Here is a 15,714-nt window from a genome sequence, read left to right as displayed (position 1 = left end):
TCTTCGCATTTGCGAATGTAGGTTTCAATTATAATATCCTGCCATTTTTGTAGCATTTTCCCTCAAACAAATTACCATGCAAAAGGGCAGTCCTGTGGGTTCACAGGGCTGCCCTTTTGTATAATAATTGCCAAATGATGATCACTTCAATGCTGCCGGCTTGCCGTTGAATGATTTATCCAAGGTCGCTTTCGGCACAATCACTTTAGTACCGCCTGCTTTTACACACTTTTTTCCCAGCTACTTAAATACAATTACTTCAATGCCAGCTTGCCGTTAAATGACTTATCCAGAGCAGCTTTCGGTACAATAATAGTGATGGTATTGATCGCAAAATAAGGTACAGATACCTTGATGAACCCGTCAAACGGACCGGATTTACTGCCATAAGAGTTTTTAACAATAAAGAACTCTTTTCCTTTCGCCGTTTTTCCTATACCGGTAATATGCATCAGATGATCGTCCTGGGTAACTAAGCCTTCAAATAGCTGCTGACGTTCATCCTGTGAATATTTCTTTTCTTCAAGATCCGGATTGATAACGCTGCCACGTGTCAGTGAATCTGCTACGGGCCGCATTGCATAGCCTTTACCAACCATGAATCCCCGGTTGCTCACGTCTGTATCCCACAAAACAGTATATCCTTTTTCAACCGCAGCTTTTGCAATATTGATCAGTTCACCGATAGGTACGTTATAGTAAGCACCGTTGGAAAAATTGTCAGGCACATCCAGGATAAAAGAGCTATAGAAAGGATGATGAGTGAAGGATGTGAGGCTGACATAGTCTTCGGGATTGAACTTTACCACGTCTTTAGCGAATGCCTTTGGTGTATAGGAACGTCCATTATAGCTAAAGCTGGCTGGCGGCGTGCCCAGGTATTTATCCAGAATAGTGATGAACCCTGTTTCCCAACTGGCAGGGATGGGTTTCGGAAGCTTCAGGATGCTATCCAGGTAGTTTTTCATCTCCCCGAGCATCTCCGCATGATCGTGAGAGGTATGGCCGTCTTTCAGCCCGCTATATACGTTTTCTGGCACAATACCATATGCCTCTACGGCATGGAGTACATCATGCCCCAGGCCTCCTTCATCAAAACGGGCAAATCCCTGCCTGTGGATGTAGTTTTCTGCCTTTTCAAGGTATATATTACGTACGGTGAACATTTCAGAGAGATCGAGCGATGGCTGGCCTTTGTGAAGGCAGTCCGATTCGATCATGGAGGTGGTGGAAAAACACCAGCAGGTACCAGTATTCGCCTGGTCTTTCACAGATGTTACGGGATTATTCCTGATGATCCTGATCTCCTGAAGGGGTTTTGTCTCCTGGGCGAGGCCCTGCATGCAAAGGAATAAGGCTGATAATACCAGATATGATCTCATATAATAAGAGGTTTGCTTCCTAAAGATAAGGGGTAAAGGCATAAAAAAAGCGCCACTGCTGTATGAACGGCAGTAGCGCATAGAATGACGGGAAATTAAGCTTATTTTTCGTTGATATTGATACTTAGGTTGTCTCCCTTCCCGGTGATGGTAGCCTCGTCGGCCTTACCCAATACGTCGGAATATTTCTTTATCACATCGTCAGACTGTTGCACACCATTAATCCTGAGCACTCCGTTCTTCTTTTCTATGGTGAATCCCTCTTCTACGTTTATCAATCTATCTTCAGCCATCCTTTTGACCATATTTTTGTATTTAGCAGATAGCTTTCTGTCAACAGCTACATGTTTTTCATCTAATCTGATTTCATCGCGGGTAGCGTTTCTGGCAGCACTGATCTCTTTCCTGGCATTTTTCTGGGCCTCCCTGATTTCCTGCTTTGCCTTGTCAATCTCTTTCCTGGCTTCTTCCATGGCCTCTTTATATTCCTTGCTGTCCATCGCTACTTTGGCTTCAGCCATGCTCTTTTTGATAATCTCATCAATATTGATATTGGCCATAGCTGCCTTAGCGCTTTCCATGCCCACACGGACGCTTTCTTCTATGAGCTTGGGATCTACCAGCGTATCAGGCACATTTTTCAGGCTGGTTTTAACGTCTTCGTTAATCTTCTTCCAGTCTACATTCTTCATGGCAGTAGAAACCTCTTCGTTGATCTTTTTCCAGTCAACGTTTTTCATCGCGTTGGAAACTTCTTCGTTGATCTTCTTCCAGTCAACGTTCTTCATAGCGTTGGAAACCTCCGTATTGATCTGGTTCCAGTCTATGTTTTTCATTGCTTCGGCTGCAGCCTCCATCCCGTCTCGTGCAGCCTTCTCTGCGGCTATTTTTTCATCAAGGAGCTTATCATTTTTTCCTGGTACGGTGTCGGTAAAATAACGCGCCAGGCTGAGTGCATTATTGACAATTGGTGTTACTATGGCAGGGGCGATGGGAGCGCTCGCGATATCCTCTTTTACAACAGGTTTTTTCTTATCGCGTTGTTCTTCTTTATTGGAAGGGTTGAGCCATGCAATGGACACCAGTCCTACTGCGATGATCATTACAGCTAATAACTTTTGCGTATAGTTAATATTTTTAGTTTTCATTTCCATGATGCGTTTGATGCGGTGAAATAAATGTTGTTTATTGTCTGCCGCCGCCATGGCCAGTGCATTGACTGTTAACCGGTATTCTTCCAATGCTACCAGGGCTTTGGCGTAATGCAGCGGTTGTACCTGATTTGTAAGTACAAGATCGTCGCAACAGTGTTCCCTTTCCAGGCGGATGTTCTTTGATATCCACCATACAAAAGGATTAAAAAACAGGATGGTTTCTACAATGGATTGGAAAATATTCAGGAGATAATCATTGCGTTTGATGTGTGCCAGTTCGTGCAACAGGATAGCTTCCAGCTGTTCTGCCGTCAGGCTGTTGAACATGGCTACGGGTAATAAGATGACTGGTTTGAGGAACCCGATCATCACCGGCACCTGGATGTACTGCGATATCAGCAGTTTCACCCGGCGGGGAATTTTAAGCTGCGCGGCAAGTTTCTGCAGATGCTTCTCCCATGCCTCATCAATGGGAAGTACCTGTTTTTTCCTGATCTGCTGCAACTGTAAAAGGTCCAGTGTCAGTTTGATAGTCATGACGGCAACCCCCGCCACGTAAATGGCTACTAATGCGGGGAACCACATTTCCAGACCAGGGAACAGGCCCGTAAGCTCTGCCTGGCTTTTATAGATGGCCGGAACTTCCACAGATGCCGCAGGTCTGATGCCGGTTTCTATCATTAAATAAGCCGCCTGGTGCACTCTTCTTACGGCGTCTATCTGTAGCCACAGGGTTACGGAGAACCAGGTAAAAATGCCTGTCAGTGAGATGTAAGACAGGTTATATTTTATACTGGAACTTGCCTGAGGCCAGAGCCGTAAAACGATCCTCAAACAGGCAAAGATGAAAAACGCCTGCCAGAATGAGTGTAGAAGAGCCCAGCCGAAAGCCTGGATCAGGTCTGCGGTGAAAGGAAGTTGTGCAATCATGATTTACAGATTAACGCGCGTGGACGCAGGTTTACTTTTTCTGTTGCTGCTCTATCTCATTCAGATATTGTTTGATCTTATCCAGTTCTTCCTGTGAAGAACGGTGGTTACCTAAAGCCTGCAACACAAGCTGTGAGGCAGAACCATTAAACACCGTATCAATCATCTTATTGAGTAGTTGCTGCTGTGTACTTTCCCGGGAAATAGCAGCTTCATACACATGTGTCTTGCTGCTGGTGTCCCTTTTTAACAACCCTTTTTCATGCATGATCTGCATCAGCTTGAGGGTGGTTGTATAACCGGCATCTTTGCTTTTCTCCAGTATTTCATGCACATCCCTTACAGTACCGGAACCTTTTTCCCATAATATGCCCAGGATCTCCAGCTCACTTTCTGTCGGCTTGTTATTTTTGGCGGTACCCATTTTATTTCCAATGATTATTGATCTACGAATATTTTCGTAACAAATGTACGATAGTTTTCGTAATTGCCAAATGTGGAGGGATATTTTTTTAGGAGAGGGGGAGAGCGCTGATTATCTGGGGTAAACGGGGGCACAAAAAAACAGGCATGCTACCCGCTGCATGAAATCGTTCAGCAAGACGGGCAACGATGCCTGTATCAATATGACTACTTAGAACGTACTGGTTTTGAGGCCAACATTAACGGACGGGTTGTTTCTACTTGCCGTCGGTAATGATTATGACATCGGCACTTACCGGCCTTGAGGTCAACATTAACGGACGGGTTGTCTTCACTTACCGTCGGTAATGATTGTCACATCAGAACTTACCGGCCTTGAGGCCAACATTAATGGATGGGCCGCCTAACTTTCCGTCAGTAATGCCTGTTGTGTTGGAACCGGCAATATAACGGTATGATGCTCCTATATCCAAACGCAGGAATTTAGTGATATTCAGCTCTACGTTGGCAAATGGCTCTGCTACAAAGAACCCATGATTGTCATACACATGGTCATGGTCAAACTCATCATCGTTCCACCAGTTCTTGTCTCTGCGGCCTGCCGCACCACCACCGATCAAAGCTCCTGCTGTCCAGTGGATCAGTTTGTCAGAATTGTGAATGTATTCTGCTACAAAACCTGTATACCAGAGATTCAGGTATTCCTTCTGGCCATTGGCATTCAGAGGTGGCATATCTACATTGTTCACCAGGGAGAAAGCGCCGGCGCCGAGCATGATCTTGCTGTCCAGCAACACACCGCCGTACCCGCCTGTCAACAATCCAAATTTACCATCAATGGGTGTAAATTTAGCTGCAGGGACACCATATGCTCCGATAGTTGTTTTTTTGCCGCTTTTTGAAGAGAATAATGTTTCAGTAGTGGCATGCTGAGCCCAGGCCTGCTGTGCAACGAGCACCAGCAGCGCTGATAAAATCTTTTTCATAAAAAATTGCTTGAAATTGTTTTGAGTGTAGCTGGCTAAAGTGTACTCCTTTAGCCAGCTTGTTATAGTGAAGTATTATTCGATAACCCTTTCTTTGCTGCTTACGGCAGAAGTACCGAACCAGCCTAACAGCTTTTGTTTTCCACCACCTGCAGTAACATTGATGGCGTTGCATCTTACATTCTCCAGTACCTTGGCAAACAGCCCACCAGAATTGATCTGATTGTCTACCTGTGTCAGGAAGAAATGACTCTGGTAAGTGAGTGAGCGTAATTTAACGATCACTTTTTCTCCTTTCTGGAATGGTTTATCAAAGTCTGTCACCGCTTCCTGGATAGGTAATATAAATGCGGAACCATCTTGCACACTCTGCTCAAAATAGCCATCTACAGAAAATGCATCGCCTACCTTATGTTGCAGATCGTTCCTGTAAGAGCGCATCCAGTAATAATCCACTCCACCTTTGATATCAATGGCATGGAACTTTGCAACGTATCCATCTTCCTCTACGAAGCTTTCATCTTTCTTTTTAAACTTGTAAGAGATGGAATCGATCGGTGTTATTCTCTTGATGGTATCTATTGCTTCAAATACTTCTGTATTGTACTCTATCCTCAACCTGTAGGCATGACCGATCACGCCGATGGTTTCATTGTCTCCGGGATCATAGGTATAAACCCCATTGCTGAATTTGAAAGGATAGGACTTATTTGCAGTCTCATCGATCAGGGTGATCAGCGCGTCATCTATAACCGGAGCAGGCGCCTGATCGGTGTATGGTAATGATTTGGTGAACCTGATCTTTTGCACTCCCGGCTCAGTTGTGATCCAGGCATCCAGTACAGGATAGGAAGTACCCTTCTTGACGTTGATGTCTATAGCATCTTCACACGCAGTGAAAGCTGCTGCCATCGCTATTAATATGCTAAGTCTGATCTTTTTCATCTGTGTTCTTTTTTAAGGGATGGTTAGAATTTGAAATTGTAGGTAATACCAGGGATGATAGAACCGATGATAGAAAGACGAACTGCTTCTTTTTTGGAAGGATCATCCTCATTCTGCCTGAAGTAAATGGTGTAGGCATTTCTACGGCCATATACATTATACAGGGAGAATACCCATTCGCCTTTCCAGCGGCGCAGCTGTTTTCCTTTCAGCGTTAAAGACATGTCCAGGCGGTGGAAGGAAGGCAGTCTGTAGTTATTACGCTTGTCGGTGCTGTTGTAAGGAATGTCCCAGTCCTGGAATTCCAGCCGGCTGTCGGCAAATGTACCCGGTGTACCGGAAGCGTAAACCCAGTTGGCGGAAAGAGAGGTACGCTTGTTTAACTCATGTGTAATAACGAGGTTCAGGTTATGAGTACGATCGTAACGATTCAGGAACCATTCATTCTGGCTGATACCATTTGTCTGTCTTTCAGAGCGGGACAGTGTATAACTTACCCAACCGGTAGTTCTGCCGATATCTTTTCTGGCCATTACTTCCAGACCGTAAGAGCGGCTGTGCGACTGGAGCAGATCGGCTTCAATCTGCTGGTTTAACTCCAGGTTCGCATTGTCGATGTAATCCAGCTGATGCTCCATCTTTTTATAGAAGGCCTCTGCTGATATTTCGAAGATACTGGATGGCGCATCATATACATATCCAATGGTATACTGGTCGGCAACCTGTGGCTGTATGTTATTGGTGCTCGGTGTCCAGATGTCCAGCGGGGTAGGGGATGCGGTATTGGACAACTGGTGCATATACTGTGTAGTACGTGCATAAGAAGCCTTGATCGCATGATCCGGAGTAAGTGCATAGCGGGCAGTGATCCTCGGTTCCAGGTAACTGTAGGCCTTGATCAGCTCATTTGCGCCATACTCTTTTGTACCAGCCAGCGTTCTGCGGATGCCGGGAGTTGTATCATTGTAGTAATAAGCGGTGCCTTTACCCAGGTACTGATAGCTGGAGAACCTGATTCCGTACTGTATGCCTAACTTATCGCTGGGCTTCCATTCATGATCCAGGTAGGCTGCTGCCTCAAGACCATGTTGTTGTGTCAGTTCCTTTACGCTTGTTTCATCTCCTTCCACTCCTGTACCAGTACCGGGTTTAAAGGTGTAATAAATGCCCTGCAGACCGAAGTGCAGGCTGTTGTGTGTATTGATGTAGAAAGTAAATGCAGGTTTTACGCCGTAATTGATGATGTTGGATGTCCAGTGGTAAGACTGGTTTTCTTCTCCTGCACCTTTCTGACTTTCGTTGTTGAATTTAAGACTGTAGTCGTAGTTACTGTAAAAAGTGGTCAGGTTCAGGAACGTACGATTGGTGAATACGTGATTCCAGCGTACAGTAGCTGTCTTATTTCCCCAGTTCATATCGATCTGGGTACCGAAGCCGAATACATCCCTTCCAAGATAGCCGCTGGCAAACAGGGTATTGTTCTTGTTCAGCTTAAAGTTCACCTTTCCGGTCAGGTCATAGAAATTCAGCTTGGTATCTTTCATGTCTCCCTTCAGAAAAGGCTTCATCAGGACATCGATATAAGAACGGCGGGCGGCAAGAATGAAGGATGATTCATCTTTTTTGATCGGTCCTTCCAGCGACAGCCTGCTGAATACATTGCTTATACCACCATTTACATTGAAATTCTGGTTGTTTCCATCCTTCATGCGTATATCCAGTACAGAAGAGGTACGACCGCCGTATTCAGCCGGAAAACCGCCTTTAAGGAGATTGATACTTTTAACCGCGTCAGGATTGAACACAGAGAAGAAACCCATCATGTGTGTGGAGTTATAAACAGGGGCTTCGTCCAGCAGGATGAGATTTTCATCTGCCGCACCACCACGGACGTTAAACCCGTTGGCGCCTTCCCCTACTGTATTTACCCCCGGCAGTGTCTGGATGGAGCGGAGTACATCCACTTCTCCCATGAAGGTGGGCATTTTCTTCATTTGAGCTATATCCAGCCTGTTGAGACTAGTAGTAAGTGTATTTACCGCTTTTTCCTGTTTATTGCCGGTTACTGTTACCGTACTTAACTGGCTGCTGGATTTCTCCATTTTTACATCCAGGTTCTTGTTGGATCTTAGGGATACGCTCATTTTAACAGGTGCGTAACCAATGTAAGAAAACTGGATTTCGTGATCGCCGGCAGGCAGGGTAAGAGAATAAAAGCCATATTCATTGGTCACAGTGCCCAGGCTGGTTCCTGCTTTTGATACAGATATACCGATCAGGCTTTCACCATTTTGCTGGTCTTTTACATAACCGCTTACAGTAAATTTCTGTTGTGCACTGGCATGACGGACTTGTATGAGCAGCAGGCATGCGCCAAGCAGCATAAGTAATCTTGTCTTCATATAAGGTTAAGGTTCTTGTAATTTAATAGCAGATAGCTGGCCTTGCTATAACATTTTTTGTTTACGCATATATGACGTGGAGGGAAGGGGTTACCCCTATAAGGCTATAGGGGAATTTTTCGGGGCTGGATAACTTAGTCGAGTTTTTCGCACTGGTAGCCCATCTTGCTGACAAAAAGTATGATATCATTCTCTTCTACAATAGCCGGACCGGCAACAACACGCATCACTTTGTCACAATCTTCAATATCGATACTACAATTACTAGTGTTAAAGTGTTGTTGTATAGCCTGTATGACATCATTCTTGTCCTGATGGGTACATATATTTGTACGGAATATTCCGATCTCCATGACTATAATATTAAATATTAAGGGATATTTTTGTGCAAAATTGGTGGTCTCCATCCGGATAGTTGTTACATGAAAGGGATTAAAATTTATACTTAAAGGATTTTTATGGATATCCAGATTAAAAATGATGCAAGTGAATTGATATACAGTGAGCAGATGGATTTTCCGCTGCCGAAATTCCTTTCTCCTTCCCTGATAGAGGAAAAGCAGCAATTCAACTATCATTTTGCAGACGCCAGTTTTAAGGAGATCTATTTTGACGGATATCATATTGCGATAGGAGATGTTCACGTTCACGAGAACCTCCACATCTATACAAGCGAGCATGTTCCTACAATATCATTGATCTTCATGCTGAATGGCCAGTTTGCGACCGGACCGGATCTGCTTACAGGCAATTTCGGCAAGCGCCGCTACCAATCCCTTGAGCACAATCTCTTTTTTAATCCCAGTCCTGCAGAAAACATTGATGTCGATAAACAGCGGGGATTCGAGCTGATGGCGCTCGCTTTTTCCACCGACAGATTCCTGGATATTGCTGCCAACGGTGGGCGTGTGCTGGATAATTTGGCTAATGAAGTTGCTGGCGGCAAGGGCGCCTATCTTAATAAGAAGGTCAACCCGCCTATTACCACCCGTATGCTGATGGTGCTGGAAGAAATACGCCAGTGCCATTTTACAGGTGGCGTCAAGAAACTATTTTTGCAATCCAAAGCCTTGGAACTCTTGGCATTGCAATGTGAGCAATACGAGCGGGTAGAGCATGTACGGACAGATTCCTTCACGGTGTCTGCGGCCGACAGGGAGAAGATTCACTATGCTAAGGACCTGTTGTTAAAAAATATGCAAAACCCACCTTCGTTGGCTGAGTTGTCAAGGTCGGCGGGGTTAAATGAGTTTAAATTGAAGAATGGTTTTCGGCAGGTGTTTGATAATACTGTGTTTGGTTATCTGAATGATCACAGAATGGATTATGCGAGGAAGATGATTGTCGCGCAGGAGTATTCTCTCACTGAGATAGCGGAGCAACTGGGTTTTTCTTCTATACAGCACTTCAGTCTTGCGTTCAAGAAAAAATTCGGCGTTAGTCCGAGTAAGATGAAGTAAGGGATGATGGTGTATACTTTTTATTTTTTATGCAGGCTGACAGTGATTATTGTGTTGACCTTCTTGCTCTCGGATCAGGCTGGGACCGCTGGCTGTAGTTCTTTGAAGTTCCTTATTATGAAGCTTTGGAGGGCGGATTGGCATTTGGATGAATATTAAACTCCCGGTATGGCGCGTCAGCTTACTTCAAATAACTAAGGCCAGCGATTCCCACCTGACCGCTCGCTGCGTACGGTCTCCCAAATAATAGTCGAGCAGACGCATAAAGCGTGTAGGTCTGTAAATCTGTAAGTCTGCAATCGGATAAAATACGTTTTTCAGATAGTGTTATTAGTTTTAAGGATAGCGATTCGGGCCGTTACTTCTTATGAACGTATAGGGTCTGCAATGAATATTATGCTAACCTCTTCGCTTTAATTTCGGTTGGCAACGGAGAATCGCTGTCTATAGCATCTTAATGGATAAGCAAGAGAAAAATTGACTCAAAATAAAGGCTGCAGCTTTACAATCATATTCGAGGTCATATCAACGAGTAACCATGTATAAATAGCTAGTGCTCATTGTCTGAGGTATGAAAGTTTCCATCTGTTATTTAGCAACCATACCCCCTGCGAGCGCTCAGGTAGGAGTCACAGGTCTTGTTACTTTAATCATGAAATATGCGACCTGTTGTTAATGAGAATCGCATGCAATGAATAATCAGATGAGAATCGCTGCTAATCATTTGGGGTATAAAAAATCAGTCTTGCCATATTTCTGAGGTCGTAAGTAGCGAACTGTCACGCGGGAATCACAGGATCTCATTACTTGAATCACGAAATCGACGCCTTGCTATTATGAGAATCGCATGCAATGAATGGTTACATGAGAATCGCAGGATCTCATTACTTGAATCACGAAATCGGCACCTTGCTATTATGAGAATCGCATGCAGTAAATAATCAAAAGAGAATCATGGTTCATTCATTTGAGCTACGGGAAAGGCCGCCTTACTATTATTTTGGAGACCATACGTAATGAGCGGCCGGGCAGGAATTACAGATCTTTGCTACTTGAATCATGAAAATAGTTGTCCTGCTAATAATGAGAATCGCGTGCAATGAATAATCAGAAGAGAATGTTGGTACTAATCATTTGAGTTATAAAAAAAGGCCGTCTTGCTATTATTTTGGAGACCGTACGCAGCGAGCGGTCAGGTGGGAATCGCTGGCCTTAGTTATTTGAAGTAAGCTGACGCGCCATACCGGGAGTTTAATAAATATCCAAATGCCAATCCGCCCTTCAAAGTTTCATAGTAAGGAACTTCAAAGAACTACAGACAGCGATCCCAGCCTGATCCGAGAGCAAGAAGGTCAACGCAATAATCACTGTCAGCCATACAAAATCTACCAAAGCAGGGACCAGAAAATAACAACAGTAATATCGGCAGGGCTGCAATCAACGATAGCAAAGCACAGAAGAACTATGTCAAAAAAAAGGTGCATTCCGCAAAGAATGCACCTTCTGATATAATTAGCCTGATTGCTATCACTTACCCGGCACAGGCGCCTGCACCTTAGCCTCCGCAACCTGCTCAGTCGCCACTGCTTTTTTATTCGCAGCCGTTGCACCGGTATGATGTATCCCCGCGAGTGTAGGAGCGATTACCAATGACACGATAGACATCAGCTTGATCAGGATATTCATAGAAGGACCGGAGGTGTCTTTAAACGGATCACCCACAGTATCCCCGGTAACAGAAGCCTTATGCGGCTCTGATTTCTTATAATAAACCTGTCCTTTTATTTCAACGCCCTTCTCAAAGGACTTTTTAGCATTATCCCACGCACCACCGGCATTGTTCTGGAACATCCCCATCAATACACCACTTACAGTGGCCCCTGCCAGGAATCCGCCCAATACCTCAGGACCAAAAATGAAACCCACTACCAGCGGCGTCAGAATAGCAATACCTCCCGGCAGCATCATTTTTTTGATGGATGCCTGTGTAGAGATAGCCACGCACTTATCATATTCCGGCTTGCCGGTACCTTCCATGATGCCCGGAATTTCCTTGAACTGGCGACGTACCTCTTCCACCATCGCCATGGCAGCTTCACCTACTGCTCTGATAGCAAGGGAAGAGAAGATGAACGGGATCATGGCGCCTATGAAAAGGCCTGCCAGTACATCGGCTTTGTAAATATCGATACCGTCAATACCTGCCACGCCTACGAATGCTGCAAAGAGGGCCAGCGCCGTCAATGCTGCAGAGGCAATCGCGAAACCTTTCCCGGTGGCAGCAGTCGTGTTACCCACCGCATCGAGGATATCCGTTTTTTCACGTACCTCCTTAGGCAGTTCACTCATTTCTGCAATACCACCCGCATTGTCGGCTATCGGACCGAAAGCATCGATGGCCAGCTGCATAGCGGTGGTCGCCATCATGCCCGCAGCGGCAATAGCCACACCATACAGGCCTGCACAGGCAAATGAACCGTATATACCTGCTGCCAGTACGATGATCGGAAGCAGGGTAGATTCCATCCCTATCGCCAGACCAGCAATGACGTTGGTGGCATGACCGGTGGAGGACTGACGGATGATGGACAATACCGGGCGTTTGCCCATAGCGGTATAATATTCTGTAATAAGGCTCATTAATGTACCTACTGCCAGACCTACGAAGATGGCGCCTACCACACCGTTCTGTGTGATCGCTTTAGTGCCGGCTTTGAGTTCGTTGGTGCCCGCTACAAAGTCACGTTTCAGGTAGATCGCTTCTCCTGGCAGGATATAATATGCCAGGGCTGCACTCGCGATCGCAGAGAGAACGATGGAACCCCAGTTGCCCATATTCAGGGCCTTTTGTACGGAAGAAGTGCTCAAACCTGCACTGTCGGATATTCTTACGAACAGGGTGGCAATGATAGAGAAAACGATACCCAGGCCTGCGATGAGCATGGGCAATATGATAGGGCCAACGCCGCCAAAATTGTCATTGGAAATGATCTCACTGCCCAGTACCATGGTGGCCAGTACGGTGGCTACATAAGATCCGAAGAGGTCAGCGCCCATACCGGCTACGTCGCCTACGTTGTCTCCAACGTTGTCGGCTATGGTAGCGGGATTGCGGGGATCGTCTTCCGGGATGCCTGCTTCTACCTTACCCACCAGGTCAGCGCCTACGTCGGCTGCTTTGGTATAGATACCGCCACCTACACGGGCAAACAGTGCGATGCTTTCTGCACCCAGGGAGAAACCTGTCAACACCTCAATGGTGCGGATCATCTCTTCTGTATTAGGATTGGCGCCAAAATATGCTTTGAGTATGATGAATAGTGAGCCGAGACCCAGTACTGCCAATCCGGCTACCCCCATTCCCATGACGGAACCTCCTGTAAAAGATACCTTCAATGCGCTGGAAAGACTGGTACGGGCTGCATGTGCAGTACGCACGTTAGCTTTGGTGGCTATCTTCATGCCTATGAAACCTGCTGTAGCGGAAAATAATGCGCCGACGATAAAGGCCAGGGCAATGGTCCAGTCTGAATTGTGGTTGGTGGCGCCCATATAGCCCAGCAACAGCGCGGCTATGATCACAAAATAGGCAAGGATCTTATATTCAGCTTTGAGAAATGCCATTGCCCCTTCAGCAATATGTGCGGCAATTTCTTTCATCTTTTCATTGCCGGGCTCCTGGCGGGATACCCAGGCACTCCGGATAGCGGTAAATAACAAAGCTAGTAATCCAAAACATGGAACGAGGTAAACGATATTCATATACGTGATTTTAACAATTCTATAAATATAACCTTTTATGGTTTATAAAAGGAGGGGTTTTACTGACATGTTGTGGGTAAAAAAACAGGTCAACAGGACTTTAATTTGCGTAATTCCAGGAAGGTCTTCCCGAGGAACTCAACAATATCTTCCGCTATCATGGCTTCTTCAGAGTGTATTGCTGCGGCATGGTCGCCGGCCAGGCCATGCAGGTAAACACCGAGCAGCATGGTGTCCTGCGGACTGTACCCCTGGGCCAGCAGGGAAGTGAGTATTCCGGTAAGTACATCTCCGCTGCCGCCGGTGGCCATACCGGGATTGCCTGTGGCATTGAACCAGATGGAGCCATCAGGGAAGGCCATGGCGGTATACCGGCCCTTCAGCAGGATATTCAGTTGTCTTTCAACGGCATTTTGCGACAGTACCTGCAGCCTTTCCACATCATTGGCCGTTTTGCCGAAAAGGCGCTCAAATTCTTTTGGATGTGGCGTCAGCAGGGAACCGGCGGGCACCTTTTTCAGGAGGGCAGGAGAGGAGGCCAGTATATTCAGGGCGTCTGCATCTATCACTATAGGCTGACGGTAATGGTCCAGCAGTTTCTCCAGCGCCCAGCAGGTACCCGCTGCCGTACCCAGTCCCGGGCCTATACCGATGGTCCTGAATTTAGCGGCTGCTTCCGGCGTCAGCACATGGTTGTGAAAGCCGGAGCTGTGGTCGCGCTGTTCATCAACAAAGCACATGGCCCCCGGCGCGGCGATCTGCATGATCTCATAGCCGCACGTTGGAATATGGCAGGACAGCAATCCTACGCCCGCCCGCAGGCAGGCTTTGGCGCTTAATACTGCCGCCCCGATCTTGCCTTCGCTGCCTGCTATCAGCAGGGCATGGCCGAAGGTGCCCTTATGGGAAAAGGGCTTGCGCGGCCGGTATATGTTACGTACCTGGAAGGCATCTGTAATATTAAAACGGGAGGGTGTTTGCGCAATATAATCCGGTGACAGATCTATCGAAAGAATGCATATTTCTCCAACAAATGCTGCGTTTTCAGGCAGGAGGAATGCCAGTTTGTAGAACTCGAAACTAAGCGTCTGATCTGCCTTTATTACGGTTGTATTTACTGAGGATGCATCTGCCTGCAAGCCTGATGGCATGTCTATAGCCACGATGTCATGCTGCACTTTCAGATCGTTCAGCTGCTCAATTACACTTGCTATCCAGCCCTCTACCGGGCGGCTCAGGCCTGTGCCGAGTATTGCATCTACGATCAGGGCGTTGCGGTCCGGCTGAGGAAGGAGGCCGTTGTCAGGAATATCATGGATCGCTGCAGGATATTGTTGCTGTAAGGCATTACGATTGGCAGTATGATCGTCAGAGGCTTTGGTACTGTGATGCAGAATGAATGCAACTGCATTATATCCCCTGTTACGCAACAGCCGGGTAATGGCAAGCCCGTCGCCTCCATTGTTGCCTAAACCACAGAACACATAAATGGGCGTATCCTCATTATAATGACGACAGATCCATGCCGTACAGGCAATAGCGGCCTTCTCCATCAGATCCAGGCTGCTGATAGGGGTATGCCTGATCGTATAGGCATCCGCATCGCGTATTTGTTGAGCTGTGAATATTTTCATAGTTAGTATCCGCCGGGGGCATAGCTTATAAATATAAGCAAAAAAAAACGACCATACCGTTGGCCGGCATGATCGCTTTTCAATATTATTTTGTTCCCCGATTAGAAGGTGTATCTCACAGAAGCACCTCCGATCTCTTCTCCGATGAAGTTGGTCTCGCCGGTGAAGTTGAAGAAAGGCTTAAGGTCGCCGCTCACTACCAAAGGAATTTTTTTGAACTTGTACTCAAGACCTACGATACCATCCATACCAGGAGTAACATAAGTACCGTTACCGTGTCTGTACCAGCGGTCGCGGTCGTAGTCAAAGCGGTCATAGATACCGAGGTGTACACCACCACCGAAATACAGGCGGAATTCTGGTTTAGGGAATGGGGCGATGTGGTATTCATACAGGCCTGTGAAGGTTACGTTGCTCCTGTTGCTCACATTTGTAGTGATCAAACCTTCGATAGCATGAGGGCCTGCAATGAAATGCTTGATAGTACCACCTACCAGCCACGGATTTACGCGTATACCTACAGCTGTCTGATAGTTAGATGATGCGCTTGCACCACGTCTTTGTGCATTTGCCTGTACTGCCATCATTGCACACAGGCTAAATAATAACACAAGTTGTTTCATATTTATTACTGTT

11 protein-coding genes are annotated in these 15,714 nt (G+C 46.2%); 1 reads left to right on the top strand and 10 read right to left on the bottom strand.

The window, feature by feature from the left end:
• Positions 1-254: 254 nt before the first annotated feature.
• From MYF79_RS26855 to MYF79_RS26825, 7 genes are all read right to left on the bottom strand, one after another.
• Positions 255-1,382, bottom strand: coding sequence for a C1 family peptidase (locus tag MYF79_RS26855; protein WP_247810973.1), 1,128 nt, complete (start codon positions 1,380-1,382; stop codon positions 255-257).
• Between the two features lie 101 nt (positions 1,383-1,483).
• Complete coding sequence (locus MYF79_RS26850; protein ID WP_247810972.1) at positions 1,484-3,466, bottom strand: M56 family metallopeptidase; 1,983 nt, start codon at positions 3,464-3,466, stop codon at positions 1,484-1,486.
• A 31-nt stretch (positions 3,467-3,497) separates the two neighbouring features.
• On the bottom strand, positions 3,498-3,890 hold the full coding sequence (locus MYF79_RS26845; RefSeq protein WP_199652503.1) for a BlaI/MecI/CopY family transcriptional regulator: 393 nt from the start codon (positions 3,888-3,890) through the stop codon (positions 3,498-3,500).
• A 358-nt stretch (positions 3,891-4,248) separates the two neighbouring features.
• Positions 4,249-4,875 (bottom strand): hypothetical protein, encoded by a 627-nt coding sequence (locus MYF79_RS26840; protein WP_247810971.1) that lies wholly within the window; start codon positions 4,873-4,875, stop codon positions 4,249-4,251.
• A 75-nt stretch (positions 4,876-4,950) separates the two neighbouring features.
• Positions 4,951-5,820, bottom strand: coding sequence for a DUF4249 domain-containing protein (locus MYF79_RS26835; protein WP_247810970.1), 870 nt, complete (start codon positions 5,818-5,820; stop codon positions 4,951-4,953).
• Between the two features lie 23 nt (positions 5,821-5,843).
• Positions 5,844-8,222 (bottom strand): TonB-dependent receptor, encoded by a 2,379-nt coding sequence (locus MYF79_RS26830; RefSeq protein WP_247810969.1) that lies wholly within the window; start codon positions 8,220-8,222, stop codon positions 5,844-5,846.
• 134 nt (positions 8,223-8,356) lie between these two features.
• Positions 8,357-8,575, bottom strand: coding sequence for a hypothetical protein (locus MYF79_RS26825; RefSeq protein WP_247810968.1), 219 nt, complete (start codon positions 8,573-8,575; stop codon positions 8,357-8,359).
• 105 nt (positions 8,576-8,680) lie between these two features.
• On the opposite strand from MYF79_RS26825, the gene MYF79_RS26820 reads away from it, so the two are divergent.
• Complete coding sequence (locus tag MYF79_RS26820) at positions 8,681-9,682, top strand: helix-turn-helix transcriptional regulator (RefSeq protein WP_247810967.1); 1,002 nt, start codon at positions 8,681-8,683, stop codon at positions 9,680-9,682.
• A gap of 1,527 nt (positions 9,683-11,209) precedes the next feature.
• Here MYF79_RS26820 and MYF79_RS26815 read toward each other — a convergent pair.
• The 3 genes from MYF79_RS26815 to MYF79_RS26805 all read right to left on the bottom strand — a co-directional run bounded on the left by MYF79_RS26815 (position 11,210) and on the right by MYF79_RS26805 (position 15,701).
• The gene (locus tag MYF79_RS26815) at positions 11,210-13,444 is read right to left on the bottom strand and encodes a sodium-translocating pyrophosphatase (protein ID WP_247810966.1); all 2,235 of its coding nucleotides are present in this window, start codon (positions 13,442-13,444) and stop codon (positions 11,210-11,212) included.
• An 89-nt stretch (positions 13,445-13,533) separates the two neighbouring features.
• Positions 13,534-15,078, bottom strand: coding sequence for an NAD(P)H-hydrate dehydratase (locus tag MYF79_RS26810; RefSeq protein WP_247810965.1), 1,545 nt, complete (start codon positions 15,076-15,078; stop codon positions 13,534-13,536).
• A 101-nt stretch (positions 15,079-15,179) separates the two neighbouring features.
• Positions 15,180-15,701: a hypothetical protein gene (locus MYF79_RS26805; protein WP_199652495.1), complete on the bottom strand. Its 522-nt coding sequence runs from the start codon at positions 15,699-15,701 to the stop codon at positions 15,180-15,182.
• Positions 15,702-15,714 lie beyond the last annotated feature (13 nt).

This window comes from Chitinophaga filiformis (assembly GCF_023100805.1).
Taxonomy (GTDB): Bacteria; Bacteroidota; Bacteroidia; order Chitinophagales; family Chitinophagaceae; genus Chitinophaga; species Chitinophaga filiformis_B.
Note: the sequence above shows the minus strand (reverse complement) of the source record. Positions and strands in the feature narration are given on the sequence as shown.

Excerpts from the sequence above, each read along its gene's own strand:
- MYF79_RS26855 (WP_247810973.1), bottom strand. The coding sequence starts at position 1,382 with ATGAGATCATATCTGGTATTATCAGCCTTATTCCTTTGCATGCAGGGC.
- MYF79_RS26850 (WP_247810972.1), bottom strand. The coding sequence starts at position 3,466 with ATGATTGCACAACTTCCTTTCACCGCAGACCTGATCCAGGCTTTCGGC.
- MYF79_RS26845 (WP_199652503.1), bottom strand. The coding sequence starts at position 3,890 with ATGGGTACCGCCAAAAATAACAAGCCGACAGAAAGTGAGCTGGAGATC.
- MYF79_RS26840 (WP_247810971.1), bottom strand. The coding sequence starts at position 4,875 with ATGAAAAAGATTTTATCAGCGCTGCTGGTGCTCGTTGCACAGCAGGCC.
- MYF79_RS26835 (WP_247810970.1), bottom strand. The coding sequence starts at position 5,820 with ATGAAAAAGATCAGACTTAGCATATTAATAGCGATGGCAGCAGCTTTC.
- MYF79_RS26830 (WP_247810969.1), bottom strand. The coding sequence starts at position 8,222 with ATGAAGACAAGATTACTTATGCTGCTTGGCGCATGCCTGCTGCTCATA.
- MYF79_RS26825 (WP_247810968.1), bottom strand. The coding sequence starts at position 8,575 with ATGGAGATCGGAATATTCCGTACAAATATATGTACCCATCAGGACAAG.
- MYF79_RS26820 (WP_247810967.1), top strand. The coding sequence starts at position 8,681 with ATGGATATCCAGATTAAAAATGATGCAAGTGAATTGATATACAGTGAG.
- MYF79_RS26815 (WP_247810966.1), bottom strand. The coding sequence starts at position 13,444 with ATGAATATCGTTTACCTCGTTCCATGTTTTGGATTACTAGCTTTGTTA.
- MYF79_RS26810 (WP_247810965.1), bottom strand. The coding sequence starts at position 15,078 with ATGAAAATATTCACAGCTCAACAAATACGCGATGCGGATGCCTATACG.
- MYF79_RS26805 (WP_199652495.1), bottom strand. The coding sequence starts at position 15,701 with ATGAAACAACTTGTGTTATTATTTAGCCTGTGTGCAATGATGGCAGTA.